16 protein-coding genes and 2 tRNA genes are annotated in these 17,412 nt (G+C 66.8%); 12 read left to right on the top strand and 6 right to left on the bottom strand.

Annotated elements, in window-relative coordinates:
* The first annotated feature begins 47 nt into the window (after positions 1–47).
* From G6N18_RS08190 to G6N18_RS08175, 4 genes are all read left to right on the top strand, one after another.
* Positions 48–863, top strand: a complete 816-nt coding sequence (locus G6N18_RS08190; RefSeq protein WP_083006192.1) for a fumarylacetoacetate hydrolase family protein — start codon at positions 48–50, stop codon at positions 861–863.
* Positions 860–2,341, top strand: a complete 1,482-nt coding sequence (gene gltX / locus G6N18_RS08185) for a glutamate--tRNA ligase (protein WP_067216657.1) — start codon at positions 860–862, stop codon at positions 2,339–2,341. The genes G6N18_RS08190 and gltX overlap by 4 nt, the downstream gene beginning before the upstream one ends.
* A 117-nt stretch (positions 2,342–2,458) precedes the next feature.
* Positions 2,459–2,533: transfer RNA gene (locus tag G6N18_RS08180), tRNA-Gln, on the top strand.
* A 63-nt stretch (positions 2,534–2,596) separates the two neighbouring features.
* Positions 2,597–2,669 (top strand) — tRNA-Glu (locus tag G6N18_RS08175).
* 189 nt (positions 2,670–2,858) lie between these two features.
* Here G6N18_RS08175 and G6N18_RS08170 read toward each other — a convergent pair.
* The gene (locus G6N18_RS08170; protein WP_244960078.1) at positions 2,859–3,935 is read right to left on the bottom strand and encodes an integrase core domain-containing protein; all 1,077 of its coding nucleotides are present in this window, start codon (positions 3,933–3,935) and stop codon (positions 2,859–2,861) included.
* Between the two features lie 146 nt (positions 3,936–4,081).
* Complete coding sequence (locus G6N18_RS08165) at positions 4,082–4,783, bottom strand: IclR family transcriptional regulator (RefSeq protein WP_067225119.1); 702 nt, start codon at positions 4,781–4,783, stop codon at positions 4,082–4,084.
* A 90-nt stretch (positions 4,784–4,873) separates the two neighbouring features.
* Between G6N18_RS08165 and leuC the strand changes: the two genes are divergently transcribed.
* The 3 genes from leuC to G6N18_RS08150 all read left to right on the top strand — a co-directional run bounded on the left by leuC (position 4,874) and on the right by G6N18_RS08150 (position 7,722).
* Positions 4,874–6,280: a 3-isopropylmalate dehydratase large subunit gene (gene leuC, locus G6N18_RS08160; RefSeq protein ID WP_234783733.1), complete on the top strand. Its 1,407-nt coding sequence runs from the start codon at positions 4,874–4,876 to the stop codon at positions 6,278–6,280.
* Between the two features lie 11 nt (positions 6,281–6,291).
* Positions 6,292–6,885 (top strand): 3-isopropylmalate dehydratase small subunit, encoded by a 594-nt coding sequence (gene leuD, locus G6N18_RS08155; protein ID WP_067225117.1) that lies wholly within the window; start codon positions 6,292–6,294, stop codon positions 6,883–6,885.
* Positions 6,886–7,077: 192 nt separating this feature from the next.
* Positions 7,078–7,722 carry an HU family DNA-binding protein gene (locus G6N18_RS08150; RefSeq protein WP_067225116.1) on the top strand — a complete coding sequence of 215 codons (645 nt, stop codon included), beginning with the start codon at positions 7,078–7,080 and terminating at the stop codon, positions 7,720–7,722.
* 132 nt (positions 7,723–7,854) lie between these two features.
* Here the strand turns inward: G6N18_RS08150 and mutT1 are convergent, their stop codons facing one another.
* The 3 genes from mutT1 to cofC all read right to left on the bottom strand — a co-directional run bounded on the left by mutT1 (position 7,855) and on the right by cofC (position 11,735).
* Positions 7,855–8,778 (bottom strand): 8-oxo-(d)GTP phosphatase MutT1, encoded by a 924-nt coding sequence (mutT1, locus tag G6N18_RS08145; RefSeq protein ID WP_082999781.1) that lies wholly within the window; start codon positions 8,776–8,778, stop codon positions 7,855–7,857.
* A gap of 69 nt (positions 8,779–8,847) precedes the next feature.
* A complete protein-coding gene (locus G6N18_RS08140) occupies positions 8,848–11,037 on the bottom strand; it encodes an RNA degradosome polyphosphate kinase (protein ID WP_082999782.1) in 2,190 nt (729 codons plus the stop codon).
* Between the two features lie 53 nt (positions 11,038–11,090).
* Complete coding sequence (gene cofC / locus G6N18_RS08135; protein ID WP_067225113.1) at positions 11,091–11,735, bottom strand: 2-phospho-L-lactate guanylyltransferase; 645 nt, start codon at positions 11,733–11,735, stop codon at positions 11,091–11,093.
* Positions 11,736–11,778: 43 nt separating this feature from the next.
* On the opposite strand from cofC, the gene G6N18_RS08130 reads away from it, so the two are divergent.
* The 3 genes from G6N18_RS08130 (at position 11,779) to G6N18_RS08120 (ending at position 15,102) form a co-directional block, all read left to right on the top strand.
* The gene (locus G6N18_RS08130) at positions 11,779–12,777 is read left to right on the top strand and encodes an NAD(P)H-dependent glycerol-3-phosphate dehydrogenase (protein WP_082999783.1); all 999 of its coding nucleotides are present in this window, start codon (positions 11,779–11,781) and stop codon (positions 12,775–12,777) included.
* Between the two features lie 3 nt (positions 12,778–12,780).
* Positions 12,781–13,884: a cystathionine gamma-lyase gene (locus G6N18_RS08125; RefSeq protein WP_082999784.1), complete on the top strand. Its 1,104-nt coding sequence runs from the start codon at positions 12,781–12,783 to the stop codon at positions 13,882–13,884.
* Positions 13,885–13,983: 99 nt separating this feature from the next.
* Positions 13,984–15,102 (top strand): D-alanine--D-alanine ligase family protein, encoded by a 1,119-nt coding sequence (locus G6N18_RS08120; RefSeq protein ID WP_082999785.1) that lies wholly within the window; start codon positions 13,984–13,986, stop codon positions 15,100–15,102.
* Position 15,103: 1 nt separating this feature from the next.
* Here the strand turns inward: G6N18_RS08120 and G6N18_RS08115 are convergent, their stop codons facing one another.
* On the bottom strand, positions 15,104–15,670 hold the full coding sequence (locus G6N18_RS08115) for a DUF3515 domain-containing protein (RefSeq protein WP_067225109.1): 567 nt from the start codon (positions 15,668–15,670) through the stop codon (positions 15,104–15,106).
* Positions 15,671–15,730: 60 nt separating this feature from the next.
* On the opposite strand from G6N18_RS08115, the gene G6N18_RS08110 reads away from it, so the two are divergent.
* Positions 15,731–16,690: a thiamine-phosphate kinase gene (locus tag G6N18_RS08110; protein ID WP_082999996.1), complete on the top strand. Its 960-nt coding sequence runs from the start codon at positions 15,731–15,733 to the stop codon at positions 16,688–16,690.
* A 38-nt stretch (positions 16,691–16,728) separates the two neighbouring features.
* Positions 16,729–17,412, top strand: a complete 684-nt coding sequence (locus G6N18_RS08105; protein WP_067225108.1) for a uracil-DNA glycosylase — start codon at positions 16,729–16,731, stop codon at positions 17,410–17,412.

Here is a 17,412-nt window from a genome sequence, read left to right as displayed (position 1 = left end):
GGGGAGCGGTCCGCGGCCGCGATGACCACGGCCACTAGGCTGACGACATGCGCCTTGGCCGAATCGCCAGTCCCGACGGAGTCGCCTTCGTCAGCGTCGAGGGCCCGCCCGACGATCCCGCCCAGGCGGTCGCGCGCGAGATCGCGGAGCATCCGTTCGGCGATCCCCAGTTCACCGGCAGGCAGTGGCCGCTCGCCGATGTCCGCCTGCTCGCGCCCATCCTGGCCAGCAAGGTGGTCTGCGTCGGCAAGAACTATGCCGCCCACATCGAGGAGATGGCCGCGCACGCGAAGAGCAGCGGGGGAAACAGCGCCACATTCGTGGACCCGGTCATCTTCATGAAGCCCAACACCGCGATCATCGGCCCCAACGTGCCGATCCAGCTGCCCGCCGACGCCAATCCCGTGCATTTCGAAGGTGAACTGGCCGTGGTGATCGGCCGGCCGTGCAAGGACGTACCCGCCGCGCGGGCCGCGGAGAACATCCTCGGATACACGATCGGCAACGATGTCTCTGCCCGCGACCACCAGCAGAAGGACGGCCAGTGGACCCGCGCGAAGGGCCATGACACGTTCTGCCCGATCGGTCCGTGGATCGTCACCGACGTCGACCCCGCGGATCTGGAAATCCGCACCGAGGTCAATGGTGCGGTCAAACAGAACAGCCGGACGTCGAACATGATTCACGACGTCGGGGCGATCGTCGAGTGGATCTCGCGGGTGATGACGTTGCTGCCGGGCGATCTGATTTTGACCGGCACACCGGAGGGGGTCGGCCCGATCGAGGACTCCGACACCGTCAGCATCACCGTCGAGGGCATCGGCACACTGACGAATCCAGTTGTGCGCAAAGGGAAAACATGACAGCTCAGAACACCGTCCGGGTGCGGTTCTGTCCGTCACCGACGGGTACGCCACACGTCGGCCTCATCCGCACCGCATTGTTCAACTGGGCCTACGCCCGCCATACCGGCGGGGCCTTCGTGTTCCGCATCGAGGACACCGATTCGGCGCGCGACTCCGAGGAGAGCTATCACGCGCTGCTCGATGCGCTGCGCTGGCTCGGTCTCGACTGGGACGAGGGGCCCGAAGTCGGTGGACCGTATGGGCCGTACCGCCAGTCCGAGCGGCTCGACCTCTACGGTGACGTGATCTCCCGGCTCCTCGAGACCGGTGACGCGTACGAGTCGTTCTCCACGCCCGAAGAAGTCGAGGCGCGCCATCTGGCCGCCGGGCGAAACCCGAAACTGGGGTATGACAACTTCGACCGCGACCTGACCGAGGAGCAGCGTTCGGCCTACCGCGCCGAGGGCAGGCGCGCGGTCGTGCGGTTGAAGATGCCGGACGACGACATCGGCTGGCGCGACCTGGTGCGCGGAGAAACGACGTTCCCCGCCGGATCGATCCCCGATTTCGCGTTGACCCGTGGCAACGGTGAGCCGTTGTACACGTTGGTGAATCCGGTCGACGATGCGCTGATGAAGATCAGCCACGTGCTGCGCGGCGAGGACCTGCTGTCGTCGACCCCGCGTCAGCTAGCGCTGTATCAGGCGCTGATCCGCATCGGTGTGGCCGATCGGGTTCCCGAATTCGCGCATCTGCCAAGCGTTCTGGGCGACGGCAACAAGAAGCTGTCCAAACGCGATCCGCAGTCCAACCTGTTCCTGCACCGTGAGCGTGGCTTCATCCCCGAGGGCCTGCTGAACTACCTGGCGCTGCTGGGGTGGGGCATCGCCGAGGATCGCGACGTGTTCAGCCTCGACGAGATGGTGACCGCGTTCGACGTCGCCGACGTCAACTCGAATCCGGCCCGCTTCGACCAGAAGAAGGCTGACGCGTTGAACGCGGAGCACATTCGGATGCTGAGCGGGCAGGATTTCACGGCTCGGTTGGCTGCCTTCTTCGCCGAGCGGGGGTACGACACTGGCCTCGACGAGAAGGGGTTCGCCGAAGCCGCCGCGCTGGTGCAGACCCGCATCGTTGTGCTGGGTGATGCGTGGGATCTGTTGAAGTTCCTCAACGACGCCGGGTTCGCACTCGACGAGAAGTCCGCGGGCAAGGAGTTGCGCGCCGAGGCGGTTCCGGTCCTCGACGCCGCACTGGCCGCGCTCGAAGGCACCGGTGACTGGACCACGGCGGCAATCGAGGCGGCACTCAAGGAGGCGCTGCTCGAGGGTCTGGGGCTCAAGCCACGCAAGGCGTTCGGGCCGATCCGCGTCGCCGCCACCGGGGCGTCGGTCAGCCCGCCGCTGTTCGAATCGCTCGAGCTGCTGGGTCGCGAGCGCAGCCTGGCCCGGTTGCGCGCCGGCCGTGCGCACGCCGCTGCCGCAGTCCAGGCGTGAATAGCGGCTCACAGATCTTTGGTAGTCTGCACGTCGGTCCGATACCACGCGAGACGGGATCCACTCGTCGCCGCGGGGCATCAAAATAGTCCCGTGACCTGCGGTTATGGGGGCCAATGGGGTATGGTGTAATTGGCAACACAGCTGATTCTGGTTCAGCCATTCTAGGTTCGAGTCCTGGTACCCCAGCCAATGACCGTGATTAGGCCGACAATTCTTGCTGAGATATGCTGGCGATCCGGAAAACCAGTTCTAGCCCCCGTCGTCTAGCGGCCTAGGACGCCGCCCTCTCACGGCGGTAGCGTGGGTTCGAATCCCATCGGGGGTACATCCTGCGAGAATTCGGTGCGCTACTGATCGCTGAGCGACTTGTGGTGTCTCGGGACATCGCTGACAGATATGTCTCGGGACATCGCTGACACTCATGATGACGGTTTTGGTTCGCGGGTGCGGTAGGTCCGTGTGTTGGGTGCGCACCGCTGGTGGTAGCGGGTGGGGTCGGCGGTGAGTTCTCGGATCAGGGTGGTGCCGCTGAAGATGGCGATGTGATCGCCTTGTCGGATGACGTCGCAGCTGTGTCCGGCCCAGCGCAGACCGATTCCGATGCGGTAAGGCTTGACGTGGAGGTTGCCGGACTGTTCATCAACGCTGTGGCGGCTGACGAAGACCGGTGCTGGCATCGCGTGTTGGGCGGGGTGGGCTTTGGCGGTGGCGTTGAACGCTTGGCCGGTGTGGCCCCGCGCAGGGCGCGGTGGGGGCGGTGGTAGTTGTAGAACTCGCGGAACTGGTTGAGCAGCTCGTTGAGCTCGTCGATGGTGGCCGGGGCAGGGCGCGCGCGTAGCCATTTCTTCAGCGTCTGCCAGAACCGTTCGATCTTGCCGCAGGTCTGCGGATGAAACGGGGTTGAGTTGATGGTGCGTGTCCCCAGAGCGCGAAGGTTAGCCTCGAACGACGCCTCATATCCTTTGCGTCGGCCGGTGTAGACGATCCCGTTATCGGTCAATGACATTGCTGGGACACCACATTCGGTGATACCGGCCAACATCGTCGACCACACCAACTCGGCGGTGCCGTGCCCGATGTCGGCCGCCAGCGCGGGCAGGTACCGGGAATGGTCGTCCAGGGTGCCAGCGATAGCCACAGCGGTGCCATCGGCGAGCATCCATTGTGTCCAGTCGGACTGCCAGCAGTCGTTGGGCCGGGTGAAGCAAAACCGTTTTGTCGCCGATTTGGGCCGCTTCTGGGGCTGAGCGACGATCACCCCATGGCGGGTCAGAATCCGCCACACCGTCGCCCGCGACGGCACCTGTGGGTGCTTTTCGCGTTGCAGGGTCCACACGATCGACTGTGGACCGTGATCAAGACCAGCTTCGAGCAGCTGTTTGCGTTTGCGCAGCACCGCTTCTTCGACCTCGGCCGCGGTCTGACCCGGCGAGGATATGGGCCGGCGCGAGCGCTCCTCGAGCCCGTCCAGACCGTCCTCACCGAAGCGGCGGCGCCACTTGTAGAACGTCTGCCGGCTGATCTGCTGATCGCGGCAGAACTGCGACACGTTGCGGATCTGTCCAAATGCCGTCGCAACAAGAATGTCCATCGCCGTCACCTTCTGGGCCATGAACCATCCTGGCCAGGCCCTTACTCAGGTGTCAGCGATGTCCCGAGACATACACCTGTCAGCGATGTCCCGAAACAGGACAGATCGCTGAGCGACTGGTAGCGCACCGAAATCACTCATTACCGTCAGAGGCGGCGGGTCAACGCCTCGGCAGCCGCCAGCAGGTCCGCGGCCCATCGCGCACCCGGCCTGCGGCCCATCCTGTCGATGGGGCCGGACACCGATATCGCGGCGACGACCGTGCCGCGACCGTCACGTACCGGCGCCGACACGCTCGCCACACCGGGTTCGCGTTCGGCGGCGCTCTGCGCCCAGCCACGCTTGCGCACCTCCGCGAGAGTGCGATCGGTGAACTTCGCCGTCGGCAGCACGGCCTGTTGGGTGGCCTCGTCGGCGTAGGCCAGCAGCACCTTGGCGCCCGAGCCTGCGGTCATCGGCAACCGGCTGCCGACCGGCACGGTATCGCGCAGTCCGGCAGGTGGTTCCAGCGCGGCCACACAGATTCGTGAGGTTCCGTCCCGACGGTAGAGCTGGACGCTCTCGCCGGTGATCTCGCGCAGCCGGGGCAACACCACTGCGCCCGCGGCCACGAGAGGGTCGCTGACCTGCCCGGCCAATTCGGTCAGCGCGGAACCGAGCCGCCAGCGCCCATCGCCGTTGCGCGTGAGCAGGCGGTGAACCTCCAGCCCCGCGGCCAGCCGGTGCGCCGTGGCACGTGGCAGTCCCGTGCGCTCACACAGTTCGGCCAGCCCGCACGGGGACTCGGCCACCGCATGCAGCACGCCGACGGCTTTGTCCAACACGCCGATGCCGCTATCCTGTCTCATAAGGAGATACTAACGTCCCAGATTGTGAGATAGCCAATGTTCACCGGTGTGTCCGATGCTCCTCGCGTGCCCGTCGACAAGCCCAGGACCATGGCCGAGAAGGTGTGGGCGGACCATGTCGTCGTCGAAGGGGCCGGTGACGGTGCAGCGCGAGAACCCGACCTGATCTACATCGACCTGCATCTGGTGCACGAGGTGACCAGCCCGCAGGCATTCGATGGGCTGCGGCTGGCCGGGCGCCCGGTGCGCAGGCCGGATCTGACCATCGCCACCGAAGACCACAACGTGCCGACGATCGACATCGACAAGCCGATCGCCGACCCGGTGTCGCGGACACAAGTGGAGACGCTGCGACGCAACTGCGAAGAGTTCGGCATCCGGCTCCACCCGATGGGCGACGCCGAACAGGGCATCGTGCACATCATCGGACCGCAGCTCGGTCTGACGCAGCCCGGCATGACGGTCGTTTGCGGTGACAGCCACACCTCCACCCACGGCGCATTCGGCGCGCTGGCCATGGGCATCGGCACCTCTGAAGTCGAGCATGTGCTCGCCACGCAGACGCTGCCGTTGCGTCCGTTCCGAACCATGGCGATCAACGTCGACGGCGAATTGCCCGACGGTGTCAGCGCGAAGGACATCATTCTTGCGGTGATCGCCAAGATCGGCACCGGCGGCGGACAGGGTCATGTCATCGAATACCGCGGCAGCGCCATCGAATCGCTGTCGATGGAAGGGCGGATGACGATCTGCAACATGAGCATCGAGGCCGGTGCGCGGGCCGGAATGGTGGCGCCCGACGACACCACTTTCGAATTCCTGCGCGGACGTCCGCATGCGCCGCAGGGTGCGCAGTGGGATGAAGCGGTCGCCGCATGGCGGCGGCTGCGCACCGACGACGGCGCCGAATTCGACACCGAGGTCTACATTGACGCCTCGACATTGAGTCCGTTCGTCACCTGGGGAACCAACCCCGGGCAAGGAGTGCCGTTGTCGGCTTCGGTGCCCGATCCCGAGCTGATGCTCGACGACGGCGAACGCCAAGCGGCCGAAAAGGCGTTGACCTACATGGACCTTCGCCCAGGAACGGCGATGCGTGACATCACCGTCGACACCGTGTTCGTCGGCTCGTGCACCAACGGCCGGATCGAGGACCTGCGGGTCGTCGCCGATGTGCTGCGCGGGCGCAAGGTCGCCGACGGCGTACGCATGTTGGTCGTGCCCGGGTCCATGCGGGTGCGCGCGCAGGCCGAATCCGAAGGCCTCGGCGAGATCTTCGACGCGGCAGGGGCGGAGTGGCGTCAGGCGGGCTGCTCGATGTGCCTGGGAATGAACCCCGATCAGCTCTCGCCGGGCCAACGCTGCGCGTCGACCTCCAACCGAAATTTCGAGGGCAGGCAAGGCAAGGGCGGCCGTACGCATCTGGTGTCGCCCGCGGTCGCCGCTGCCACCGCGGTCCGCGGAACGCTGTCCTCGCCCGCAGACCTGACCAATTAGAAGGAGAAGCGATGCAGGCTTTCCACACCCACACCGGGGTAGGCGTCCCACTTCGTCGGTCGAATGTCGACACCGACCAGATCATCCCGGCGGTCTATCTGAAACGGGTCACGCGAACGGGTTTCGAGGACGGCTTGTTCGCCGCCTGGCGCAACGACCCGTCCTTCGTGCTGAACCTGCCGCCGTTCGACAAGGGATCGGTGTTGGTCGCCGGCCCCGATTTCGGCACCGGCTCGTCGCGCGAGCATGCCGTCTGGGCACTCATGGATTACGGGTTCCGGGTCGTCATCTCGTCACGCTTCGCCGACATCTTTCGGGGCAATGCGGGCAAGGCCGGCCTACTGGCGGCCGAAATCTCGCAAGATGATGTCGAAATTTTATGGAAGCTCATCGAGCAGCAGCCGGGCCTGGAAATCACTGTGAATCTTCAAGATCGGAACATCACCGCTGGAACGGTCATGGTGCCGTTCAGAATTGACGACTACACGGCCTGGCGACTTCTCGAGGGACTCGACGATATAGGTCTTACGCTGCGAAAATGCGAAGAGATCGAGGCCTACGAAGGGGCCAGGCCAAGCTGGAAACCGCGCACTCTGCCGGCCTGAAAAAGTCAGCGGTGAGCCGAATTCACCGCCCCTGAACCCGGTTCTTCGGGGGTCTCTCAGGAGGCCAAGGGAGGCAAGAAAGTTCGCTAGCTACGCCTGAAACTGCGCGTGGCTCTTGGAAATCAATGGGGAATGGGTTTACCGTGTCCTCTAGTCGGTCCAAAGAGGGCCACTGGTTTCCGGAGGTTATGCATGAACAAAGCAGAGCTCATCGACGTACTCACGGAGAAAATGGGCTCGGATCGTCGGTCGGCAACCGCTGCGGTGGAGAACGTCGTTGACACCATCGTGCGTGCGGTTCACAAGGGTGACAGCGTCACCATTACCGGCTTCGGCGTTTTCGAACAGCGCCGCCGCGCAGCACGCGTCGCGCGCAACCCGCGCACCGGCGAGACCGTGAGGGTCAAGCCCACCTCCGTGCCGGCATTTCGGCCCGGCGCACAGTTCAAAGCCGTTGTCTCTGGGGCGCAGCGCCTCCCGGCGGAAGGACCAGCAGTGAAGAGAGGTGTTACGGCGGGAAGCGCCCGCAAGGCCGCGAAGAAGTCTCCGGCCAGGAAGAGCGCGGCGAAGAAGTCGCCGGCCAAGAAGGCGGCGACCAAACGGACAGCGGCCAAGAAGACCGCTGCCAAGAAGTCGCCCGCCAAGAAGGCGGCGACCAAACGGACGACGGCCAAGAAGACCGCCGCCAAGAAGTCGCCCGCCAAGAAGTCCGCCGCGAAGAAGTCCGCCGCGAAGAAGTCACCGGCCAAGAAGGCGGCGACCAAGCGGACGGCTGCCAAGAAGACCGCGAAGAAGTCGCCGGCCCGCAAGGCGCCTGCGAAGCGCGGCCGCAAGTAGTTTTACACCGGAGGCGCCGTGGGTCACTGCGACCCGCGGCGTCTTCGGGCGCGTTCCGGTCTTAAAACATCTCCGGCTCAATCTTTTCGGGCGCGTCGCGACCCGAAGTTGTATTCATCACCCCGGTTGGTTTCACTTCTCCGCCAACGGGCTGCCGATGTGGTCCGCCGCCACCAACCGCCCGTCGTACAGCGACATCACCCATGTGCTGCCCTTGCGGTTGCGGGACTTGTCGGGCCGCACGCCGTCCCGCTCGCACCACCACTCGACCAGATCGGGGATCACCTTGCCCTGCGTGCAGATCACCGGTGTGCCCGCGGTGTCGGCGATTTCGAGAAAACGGCGTCGGGCCGCCTTGCGGTTCTCGGCGTAGGCTTCCTCGGTCAGCAGTTCATCGCTGTCGATCGTGGCGCCGAGTTCGTCGGCCAACGGTTCCAGTGTCGACACACAGCGCACCCTGTCGGCGGCGTACAAGTGGTCGGCGCCGAACGCGAGCAGTACTCCCACGAGCGACTCCGCCTGCGCCCGGCCGTTCTTGTCCAACGGCCGTTTGCGGTCGTCGCCTTTGAAGCGCGACTTGCTGCCCGCGGTCGCGTGGCGCACGATGAGCACCGTCTTGGTGTCGACCGGATGCTTCATGAAGCGGCGCAGAACCTTTCGGTCGTGTAAATAGTCCAGCTGCTTGATCGCCGCGGGAACGGGCAGCCACTTGAGCTCGTCGACCTCGTCGTTCGGGTGGAAATCGCCGTGGACCTGGCGCGCCGCCCAGTAGCGCACCTTCTTCTTGCCCTGCTCGACGGAATAGCTCACCGATGCCAGCCGGCGACCGAGATGCGCCGTGTATCCGGTCTCCTCGCACACCTCGCGAACCGCGGTGACCGGTTCGGTCTCGCCCGGATCGACTTTGCCTTTCGGCAGGGACCAGTCGTCGTAGCGAGGACGGTGGATGAGCGCGATCTCCGGCGCATCGGGATTTCCGTTGGCCCGCCACAACACCGCACCGGCGGCGAGGATCGTCTTCGCCGCATCGTCGGTCTCGGATGTGTGCTTCGGCACCTCAACTCCTGCAGGTCATTCCGAGTGTCACCGTTCCTCGCCGACGGATGCCGGGATGGATGATAGCGGTCACGGTTGCCGGTGGCGTTGCATCAACGACAGCTGGTGGTCGCGAACCGTCCGGCCCTCCTGCGGTGACGCCGTCCACTTACCGTCCATGCCCAGCTCCCAACACCGGGTCGCCGGGTCCATCGCCGACTCGAAAATATCGTGCAGTTGTGTTTTCAGCCTCGGATCCTTCACTTCGGCCATCACCTCGACCCGTCGGTCGAGATTACGATGCATCATGTCGGCGCTGCCGATCCAGAACTCGTCGATGGCGCGGAAGTGAATGATCCGTGAGTGTTCGAGGAACCGGCCGAGAATCGAGCGGACCACAATGTTGTCGGAGTAACCCGCCGCCTGCGGGCGCAGCGCGCAGATGCCTCGCACCACGACCTCGACTCGCACGCCGGCCTGCGAGGCGCGGTAGAGCGCGTCGATGACCTGCTCGTCCACCAATGCGTTGGCCTTCAGCCTGATCCGCCCGTCTGCGCCGTCGCGGGTGGCGGCGATCTCACGTTCGATACGTTCGATGATGCCCCTGCGGACACCCTGTGGGGCCACCAGCAGGTTGCGGTAGGAATCCTTGCGCGAGTAACCCGTCAGCGAGTTGAACAGATCAGTGAGGTCCGCGCCGATGTCGGGCGCTGCCGTCAGCAGACCGATGTCTTCGTACAACCGTGCGGTTTTCGGGTTGTAGTTGCCGGTACCGATATGGCAGTAGCGGCGGATCAACGAGCCCTCCCGGCGGACCACCAGACACGTCTTGCAGTGGGTCTTGAGGCCGATGAGCCCGTACACCACGTGCACACCCGCGCGCTCCAGCGCACGGGCCCACTTGATGTTGGCCTGCTCGTCGAACCGGGCTTTGATCTCGACGAGCGCGACGACCTGCTTACCCGCTGCGGCAGCGTCGATGAGCGCGTTGACGATTGGCGAGTCACCCGAGGTGCGGTAGAGCGTCTGCTTGATCGCCAACACGTTCGGGTCGGCGGCGGCCTGCTCGATGAACCGTTGCACCGTGGTGGAGAAGGAGTCGTACGGGTGGTGAACGAGCACATCCCCGTCGCGCAGCGTGGAGAAGATGCTCTTCGGCGTCTCGCGTTCGCCGAACGCCGGCGGGGTGGCGGGCACGAACGGCCGGTCCTTGAGCGCCGGTCGATCGAGATCGTAGATCTGCCACAGCGAGGACAGGTCGAGTAGGCCGGGGACCTCGATGACGTCGCCCGGCGCGACATCGAGTTCGCGCAGCAGCAACTCGAGCATGCTCTCGGTCATGTCGTCGGAGACTTCCAACCGGACGGGAGAACCGAACCGGCGGCGAGCCAACTCGCGTTCGAGCGCCTGCAGCAGGTCTTCGTCGCGGTCCTCTTCCACCTCGAAATCCGCATTGCGCGTGATGCGGAACGCATGGTGCTCGACGATCTCCAGGCCGGGGAAAAGAACGGGCAGGAACGCCGCGATGAACTCCTCCATCGGCAGGAACCGCACGATCCGCGAATCGCCTTCGCGGGGCGACAGTTCGACGAAGCGGTCGACGTTGTCGGGGACCTTGATCCGGGCGAAGTGCTGACCGCCGTCGTCGGGATGCTTGACGGTGATCGCCAGGTTCAGGCTCAGCCCACTGACGAACGGAAACGGATGCGCCGGATCCACCGCGAGCGGAGTCAGCACTGGGAACACCTGCTCGTGGAAGTAGGTGGACAGTCGCGTGCGTTCAGGTTCGTCGAGTTCGGCCCACGTGACGATCACGATGCCCTCGTCGGCCAGCGCGGGACGTACCGAGTCCAGGAACACGTGCGCGTGCCGATCCGCGAGGTGCTGGGTGCGTTCGTTGATACGACGTAACTGCTCGCGCGGCGAGAGTCCGTCGGCGGAGCGCACCGACAGCCCCATCTCATCGCGCCGCTTCAACCCCGCGACTCGGACCATGTAGAACTCGTCGAGATTCGACGCGAAGATCGCAAGGAACTTCGCCCGCTCCAGCAGCGGCAACGACGGGTCGGCGGCGAGCGCCAACACCCGGGCGTTGAAATCCAGCCAACTCAGTTCACGGTTGAGATAGCGGTCTTCGGGAAGCGCGTTCTCGATCGCAGGCGAGGTGGCCGCGGGCGGCGCCTCGGGCGCCGAATCAGCCGAGCCCGGCGTGACGGGCCGGACGGCCACGGACACCGACTCGTTTTCGCTGTCACGAACCTGGGTCTCGGCTTCCGTCATACCTGCGATGATTCCCTATACATCGGTGATCGTGCTACCGCAGGCGTATCCGCTCACCCTGCCGCGCCGATGGCCGCCGACGTCGCCGCACCGACTCCGAGACGGCGCGCGACCAGCAGGTCGTCGGGTGTGTCGATGTCACAGCGCAGACCCGGCCACGCGCCGGTCAACTCGATGGCGCCGGAACGGCGATGGCGCTGGGAGGAGTCCGTGCCGAACTGCGGGTTCAGGGCGACGCTGAACGAGAAGAGGGCCGATGTGCCGGTGCCGTGCCGGTCGCCGACAAAGCTGCGCCGGTGTTCACGAGCGGCTGCCACGGCCCCGGCCAGCTCGTGTGGCTGCAGCGCGGGCAAGTCACCTTGCAGCACAACGACATTGGAGGTTTTGCGGCGGACCTCGGCTTCGGCGGCGGCGATCGCGTTGTTGAGCGGGTCGGGATGGCCCTTGGGCGTCGGGTCGATGAGCACCCCCGCTCCGAGTCGGCCGGCGGCCTCGGCAGCGGTGTCGTCGGGCGTGACAACGGTGATCGCGTGCACCGCCGGGACCGCCGAGGCGGCCGTGATCGTGTCGATCAGCATCGCCAGCACCACCTTCTCGCGGATGGGTGCTGGAAAGACCGGAGCCAGCCTGGTCTTGGCGGCGGCGAGTCGTTTCACCGCGATCACCAACCCGATGTCGCCTTCCGGTGACCCGCTCATGTCCGTCATCCTGCCAGCACGCCGACCCGGGTTAGGCTGAGGCGTGGTCGAGGCAGCGGTGTTGGGCGCCGGTGCGTGGGGTAGCGCACTGGCCAAGGTCCTTGCCGATGCGGGCACCGAGGTGAGGCTCTGGGCCCGGCGTCCGGAGTTGGCCGACGAGATCAACGACACCCATCGCAACTCGTCCTATCTCGGGGATATCGACCTGCCGAAGACCATCAGGGCCACCAGCGACGCGGCCGAAGCGCTGGATGGCGCCTGCACGGTGCTGCTCGCGGTGCCCGCCCAGACGTTGCGGGGCAACCTCGAGCGGTGGGCGGGTCTGATCGGCGACGACGTCACCATGGTCAGCGTCGCCAAGGGCATCGAACTCGACACCCTGATGAGGATGAGCCAGGTCATCGTCCAGGTCACCGGTGCCGACCCGGCGCGGGTCGCCGTGGTGACCGGTCCGAACCTCGCCAGCGAGATCGTCGAGGAACAGCCGGCGGCAACCGTTGTCGCCTGCAGCGACTCCGGGCGCGCGGTCGCCCTGCAGAGGGCGCTGTCGACGCCGTACTTCCGGCCCTACACCAACGCCGACGTCATCGGAGCCGAGGTGGGCGGCGCATGCAAGAACGTCATCGCGCTGGCGAGCGGCATGGCGGCGGGCGTGGGGTTGGGGGAGAACACCGCGGCCGCCATCATCACCCGTGGGTTGGCCGAAATCATGCGGCTCGGAATCGCATTGGGCGCCAAGCCCGCGACCCTTGCCGGGCTGGCCGGGGTCGGCGATTTGATCGCCACATGCACATCGGCGCATTCCCGCAACCGCAGCTTCGGCGAGCGACTCGGCCGGGGCGGGACGATGGAGTCGGCGATGCTCGCCACCGGCGGTCATGTCGCCGAAGGTGTCGCATCGTGTGAGTCGGTGCTGGCGCTGGCCAACAGCTATGACGTCGAGATGCCGCTCACCGACGCTGTTTTCCGCGTGTGTCACAAGGGGTTGTCGGTCGACGAGGCCGTCGCGTTGTTGCTCGGACGCACCACCAAACCGGAGTAACCGGTGGACGGTCAGTACGGAGATTCCACTCGCAGCGTCAAAGCGATTGCCTCAGAAGCGGTTCCAGGGCAGCCGGTCGGGCCGTCGCCGGTTCCCGCGGCCGCCTTCCATCTGTCGTCGCAGCAGGACGACCCGCTGGACGCCTACGGTCGCAGTTCGAATCCGACATGGCGCCAACTGGAGTCGGCGCTCGCCCAACTCGAGGGGGCCGCCTCGGCGTTGGCATTCGGATCCGGGATGGCTGCCATCTCGTCGGTCTTACGGGTGCTGGCCAAGCCGGACAGCACACTGGTCGTGCCCGCCGACGGTTATTACCAGGTACGCCGCTACGCTTCGGAATACCTTGCCGCGCACGGTGTGACCGTGATTCCGGCCGCCACCCGCGACATGGGTGCCGCCTCGGCGGAGGCAGACGTGGTACTCGCCGAGAGCCCGGCCAATCCAGGGTTGGACGTGGTGGACCTGCACCAGTTGGCGATGCAGTGCCGCCGCCGCGGCGCCATCCTCGTCGTCGACAACACCACCGCCACTCCGCTGGGCCAGCAGCCGCTTTCGCTGGGCGCCGACGTCGTCGTGGCCAGCGCGACCAAGGCGCTGTCGGGCCACAGCGATCTGCTGGCCGGTTATGTCGCGAGCAGCCACGCCGAGCTGATTACCGCGGTGGCGCGGGAACGGCTGCTGTCGGGCGCCATCCTCGGCGCGTTCGAGGCGTGGCTGCTGTTGCGCAGTCTGGGCACCGCGGGGCTTCGATTCGAACGCCAGTGCCACAACGCGGCGGCGCTCGCCGTGACGCTGAACGCCCATCCCGCGGTGCGGGCGGTGCGCTATCCCGGCCTGCCCGACGATCCGTCGCATCGCATCGCGTGTGCGCAGATGAAGAGGTTCGGCGGCCTGATCGCAGTCGAGCTCGCCGACGCCGACGCAGTGCACGCCCTCGTCGAGCGCAGCGGGCTGCTGATCGCGTCGACGAGTTTCGGCGGTATCCACACGTCGGTAGACCGCCGCGCCCGCTGGGGCGACGAGGTCAGTGACGGTTTCGCGCGCATCTCGCTCGGAATCGAGGACACCGACGACCTGATCGCCGACATCGAGCAGGCACTGGGCTGAAACCGCGGCTCGCCCGAAACCGGGACGACTTGTGGCCGGGCCGGACGGTAGCGTCTCTAGCTTGTGACTGCCCGCCATGACCCCGGAACCGCCCGGCCGGTGCCATCGGGCCGGAGCTCGGGGCGCGTCCGGGTCGCCGTCGTCTACGGCGGACGCAGCTCCGAACACGCGATTTCCTGCGTATCCGCAGGCAGCATCCTGCGCAACCTGGATCCGGCGCGGTTCGACGTCGTCGCGGTCGGCATCACTCCCGACGGGGCGTGGGTACTGACCAACGCCGAACCGGACACCCTCGCGATTAACGATGGCCGGTTGCCGGAGGTGACCGCCGCGTCGGGCACCGAGCTGGCGTTGGCCGCCGATCCGCGGCGGCGTGGACAGTTGCTGTCGCTCGGTCGGGGCGCCGGTGAGCTGCTGGCCGCGGTCGACGTGGTGTTCCCCGTGCTGCACGGCCCGTACGGCGAGGACGGCACCATCCAGGGTCTGCTCGAGCTCGCCGGCGTGCCGTATGTCGGGGCCGGTGTATTGGCCAGTGCGGCGGCCATGGACAAGGAGTTCACCAAGAAGCTGCTGGCCGCCGCGGGGTTGCCGATCGGAGACCAGGAGGTGCTGCGGCCCGGCCGGGACACACTGAGCCTGGACGCACGCGAGCGCCTGGGCCTGCCCGTTTTCGTCAAGCCCGCGCGCGGCGGATCGTCGATCGGTGTCAGCCGGGTCACGGCATGGGATCAGCTGCCGCCGGCCATCGAGGCGGCCCGCCGCCACGACCCGAAGGTGATCGTCGAAGCCGCGGTGCCGGGCCGGGAACTGGAATGCGGAGTGCTCGAGTTCCCCGACGGCCGGGTGGAGGCGAGCACGGTCGGCGAGATCCGCGTCGCCGGCGTGCGCGGGCGCGAGGACGGGTTCTACGACTTCGCGACGAAATATCTCGAGGACGCCGCCGAACTGGACGTGCCCGCCAAGGTCGATGACGACGTCGCGGACGCGGTGCGCCGGTTGGCGATTGCGGCTTTCGACGCGATCGACTGTCAGGGCCTGGCCCGCGTCGACTTCTTCCTCACCGAGGACGGGCCGGTGATCAACGAAGTCAACACCATGCCGGGGTTCACCACGATTTCGATGTATCCGCGGATGTGGGCGGCCAGCGGCGTGGACTATCCGACCCTGTTGGCCACCATGGTGGACACCGCGCTCAAGCGCGGTACCGGCCTGCGCTGAATCAACGCACCGGTGCCGGATCAACGGGCTTGGCTGGCAACGTCTTTGCGATGACCGCGGAAAGCTGCTGGATCGCCGTCGGGCCCGAACCCTGCGGAAGGGTCAACGCCACGTACACGCCGCGGTCGACGGCGTACCACGTGCTGCGTTGCTGCTCGGTGCTCAGATCTTCGGCGCCCGCCTCACCGACCCGAAACCACTGCACGTCGTCCACGACCTGCAGCGGCGCCCCCGCGACGAACTCGGCGGGTCGGTCCAGCCCGCAGCGCAGGATGATCGGCTCACCTGCGCTGTCGGCGCGCCACGCCGCTGCGCCGGGCGGTGCGGGGTCGGCCAGTTCCGCGCGGGAGGCGTCGCCGAGTTTCTCAGGCAATGCGGCTGCCAGTGCGGAGCATTCGGCGGTGGAGGCCTGCGGTGCGGGCACCGCGGCCACCGGAACGGGTTGCTGCTGCGCCGGTTCCTGCCGCAGCACCGCCACCACCAGGATCGTCACCACCGCCGCGACCGCCACCACGGTCGCCGCGATCAGCAGCGCCCGCGGCGGGCCGTCACCGCTGTCGGAGTCCACGGCTCAACTCTAAAGATGCATAGACTCCAGGCCACGGTGCGGCCGCGACAGGAGGTGAACATGGCGACCGACGATGCGGCTGAAACCCTGGCGCAGGTGGGTGAGTTCGCGGTGATCCAGCGGTTGGTCGCGGGTCGCCATCAGCCGGGCGTCGTCGCGTTGGGGCCCGGCGATGACGCGGCGGTGTTGTTCGCCCGAGACGGGAGGACGGTGGTGTCCACCGACATGCTGGTGGCCGGCCGCCACTTTCGGCTGGACTGGTCTACGCCGCACGAGGTGGGACGCAAGTCGATCGCGCAGAACGCCGCCGACATCGAGGCGATGGGAGCGCGTGCGAGCGCGTTCGTCGTCGCGTTCGGCGCGCCCCCGGACACGCCGGCGACGCAGGTGCTGGAGCTGGCCGACGGCATGTGGCAGGAGGCGGGATCGATCGGCGCGGGTATCGCCGGCGGCGACCTGGTCAGCGCGCCGCAATGGGTGATCTCGGTGACGGTACTCGGTGACCTGGACGGCCGTGAGCCGGTGCGCCGCAGCGGGGCGAAGTCAGGCGACGTCGTGGCGCTGGCCGGTGACGTCGGTCGTTCTGCCGCAGGGTTTCAGTTGTGGCGCAACGGCATTGAGCGGTTCGACGATCTGCGTCGGCGTCACGTCGCCCCGGAGCCCCCGTACGGACAGGGCCGCAGCGCCGCCGACGGGGGCGCCACCGCGATGACCGATGTGTCCGACGGGTTGCTGGCCGACCTCGGCCACATCGCCGAGGCGTCCGGCGTCGGGATCGACCTGTCGACGGCCGCGTTGTCCGCTGACCGGGACGTGCTCGCCGATGCTGCCGATGAGCTCGCGACCGATCCGTGGGAGTGGATCCTCGGTGGCGGAGAGGACCACGCGCTGGTCGCGACCTTCCCCGATGCGCCGCCTTCCGGGTGGCGGGTGATCGGGCGGGTGCACGACGGCCCGCATCGGGTGCTCGTCGACGGCGCGGTGTGGAAGGGCAATCCGGGCTGGCAGTCCTTCCACTAGTTAGGGTGGCCAGTCGTGACGCTGATCCAGGGACTCACATGACCGCGCGGCCGCTGCACGAGCTCGTCGACGAGGGCTGGGCCAGGGCGCTGGAGCCGGTGACCGCCCAGGTCGCGCAGATGGGGGAGTTCCTGCGCGCCGAACTCGCCGCGGGCAACGGGTATCTGCCGGCAGGTCGAAACGTGTTGCGCGCGTTCACCTTCCCGATGGACGACGTGCGGGTCCTGATCGTCGGCCAGGACCCTTACCCGACGCCCGGTCATGCTGTCGGCCTCAGCTTCTCGGTGGCGCCCGACGTGCGACCGCTGCCGCGCAGTCTGGAGAACATCTTTCGGGAGTACACCAGTGACCTGGAATATCCGGCTCCGACCACCGGTGACCTGACACCGTGGGCCGAGCGCGGGGTGATGCTGCTGAACAGGGTGCTCACCGTCCGGCCGGGCAGTCCGGCGTCGCATCGGGGTAAGGGCTGGGAAGCCGTGACCGAGTGCGCCATCCGCGCACTGGTGGCGCGCAAACAGCCGTTGGTGGCGGTGCTGTGGGGCCGCGACGCCTCGACGTTGAAACCGATGCTCGACGGCGCCGACTGCGTCGCGATCGAGTCGCCGCACCCGTCGCCGCTGTCGGCGACGCGCGGCTTCTTCGGCTCACGGCCATTCAGCCGGGCCAACGAACTGCTCGAGAAGTTGGGCGCCGAGCCGGTCGACTGGCGCCTGCCCTAA

It is taken from the genome of Mycolicibacterium celeriflavum, assembly GCF_010731795.1.
GTDB classification, from domain to species: Bacteria; Actinomycetota; Actinomycetes; order Mycobacteriales; family Mycobacteriaceae; genus Mycobacterium; species Mycobacterium celeriflavum.
This window is presented reverse-complemented; position numbering and strand designations above follow the sequence as displayed.

Bases quoted from the DNA above. Each gene is read 5' to 3' on its own strand.
- G6N18_RS08110 (WP_082999996.1), top strand. From the start codon at position 15,731: ATGGCGACCGACGATGCGGCTGAAACCCTGGCGCAGGTGGGTGAGTTC.
- gltX (WP_067216657.1), top strand. From the start codon at position 860: ATGACAGCTCAGAACACCGTCCGGGTGCGGTTCTGTCCGTCACCGACG.
- leuD (WP_067225117.1), top strand. From the start codon at position 6,292: ATGCAGGCTTTCCACACCCACACCGGGGTAGGCGTCCCACTTCGTCGG.
- leuC (WP_234783733.1), top strand. From the start codon at position 4,874: ATGGCCGAGAAGGTGTGGGCGGACCATGTCGTCGTCGAAGGGGCCGGT.
- cofC (WP_067225113.1), bottom strand. From the start codon at position 11,735: ATGAGCGGGTCACCGGAAGGCGACATCGGGTTGGTGATCGCGGTGAAA.
- G6N18_RS08105 (WP_067225108.1), top strand. From the start codon at position 16,729: ATGACCGCGCGGCCGCTGCACGAGCTCGTCGACGAGGGCTGGGCCAGG.
- G6N18_RS08140 (WP_082999782.1), bottom strand. From the start codon at position 11,037: ATGACGGAAGCCGAGACCCAGGTTCGTGACAGCGAAAACGAGTCGGTG.
- G6N18_RS08150 (WP_067225116.1), top strand. From the start codon at position 7,078: ATGAACAAAGCAGAGCTCATCGACGTACTCACGGAGAAAATGGGCTCG.
- G6N18_RS08170 (WP_244960078.1), bottom strand. From the start codon at position 3,935: ATGGACATTCTTGTTGCGACGGCATTTGGACAGATCCGCAACGTGTCG.
- G6N18_RS08165 (WP_067225119.1), bottom strand. From the start codon at position 4,783: ATGAGACAGGATAGCGGCATCGGCGTGTTGGACAAAGCCGTCGGCGTG.
- G6N18_RS08190 (WP_083006192.1), top strand. From the start codon at position 48: ATGCGCCTTGGCCGAATCGCCAGTCCCGACGGAGTCGCCTTCGTCAGC.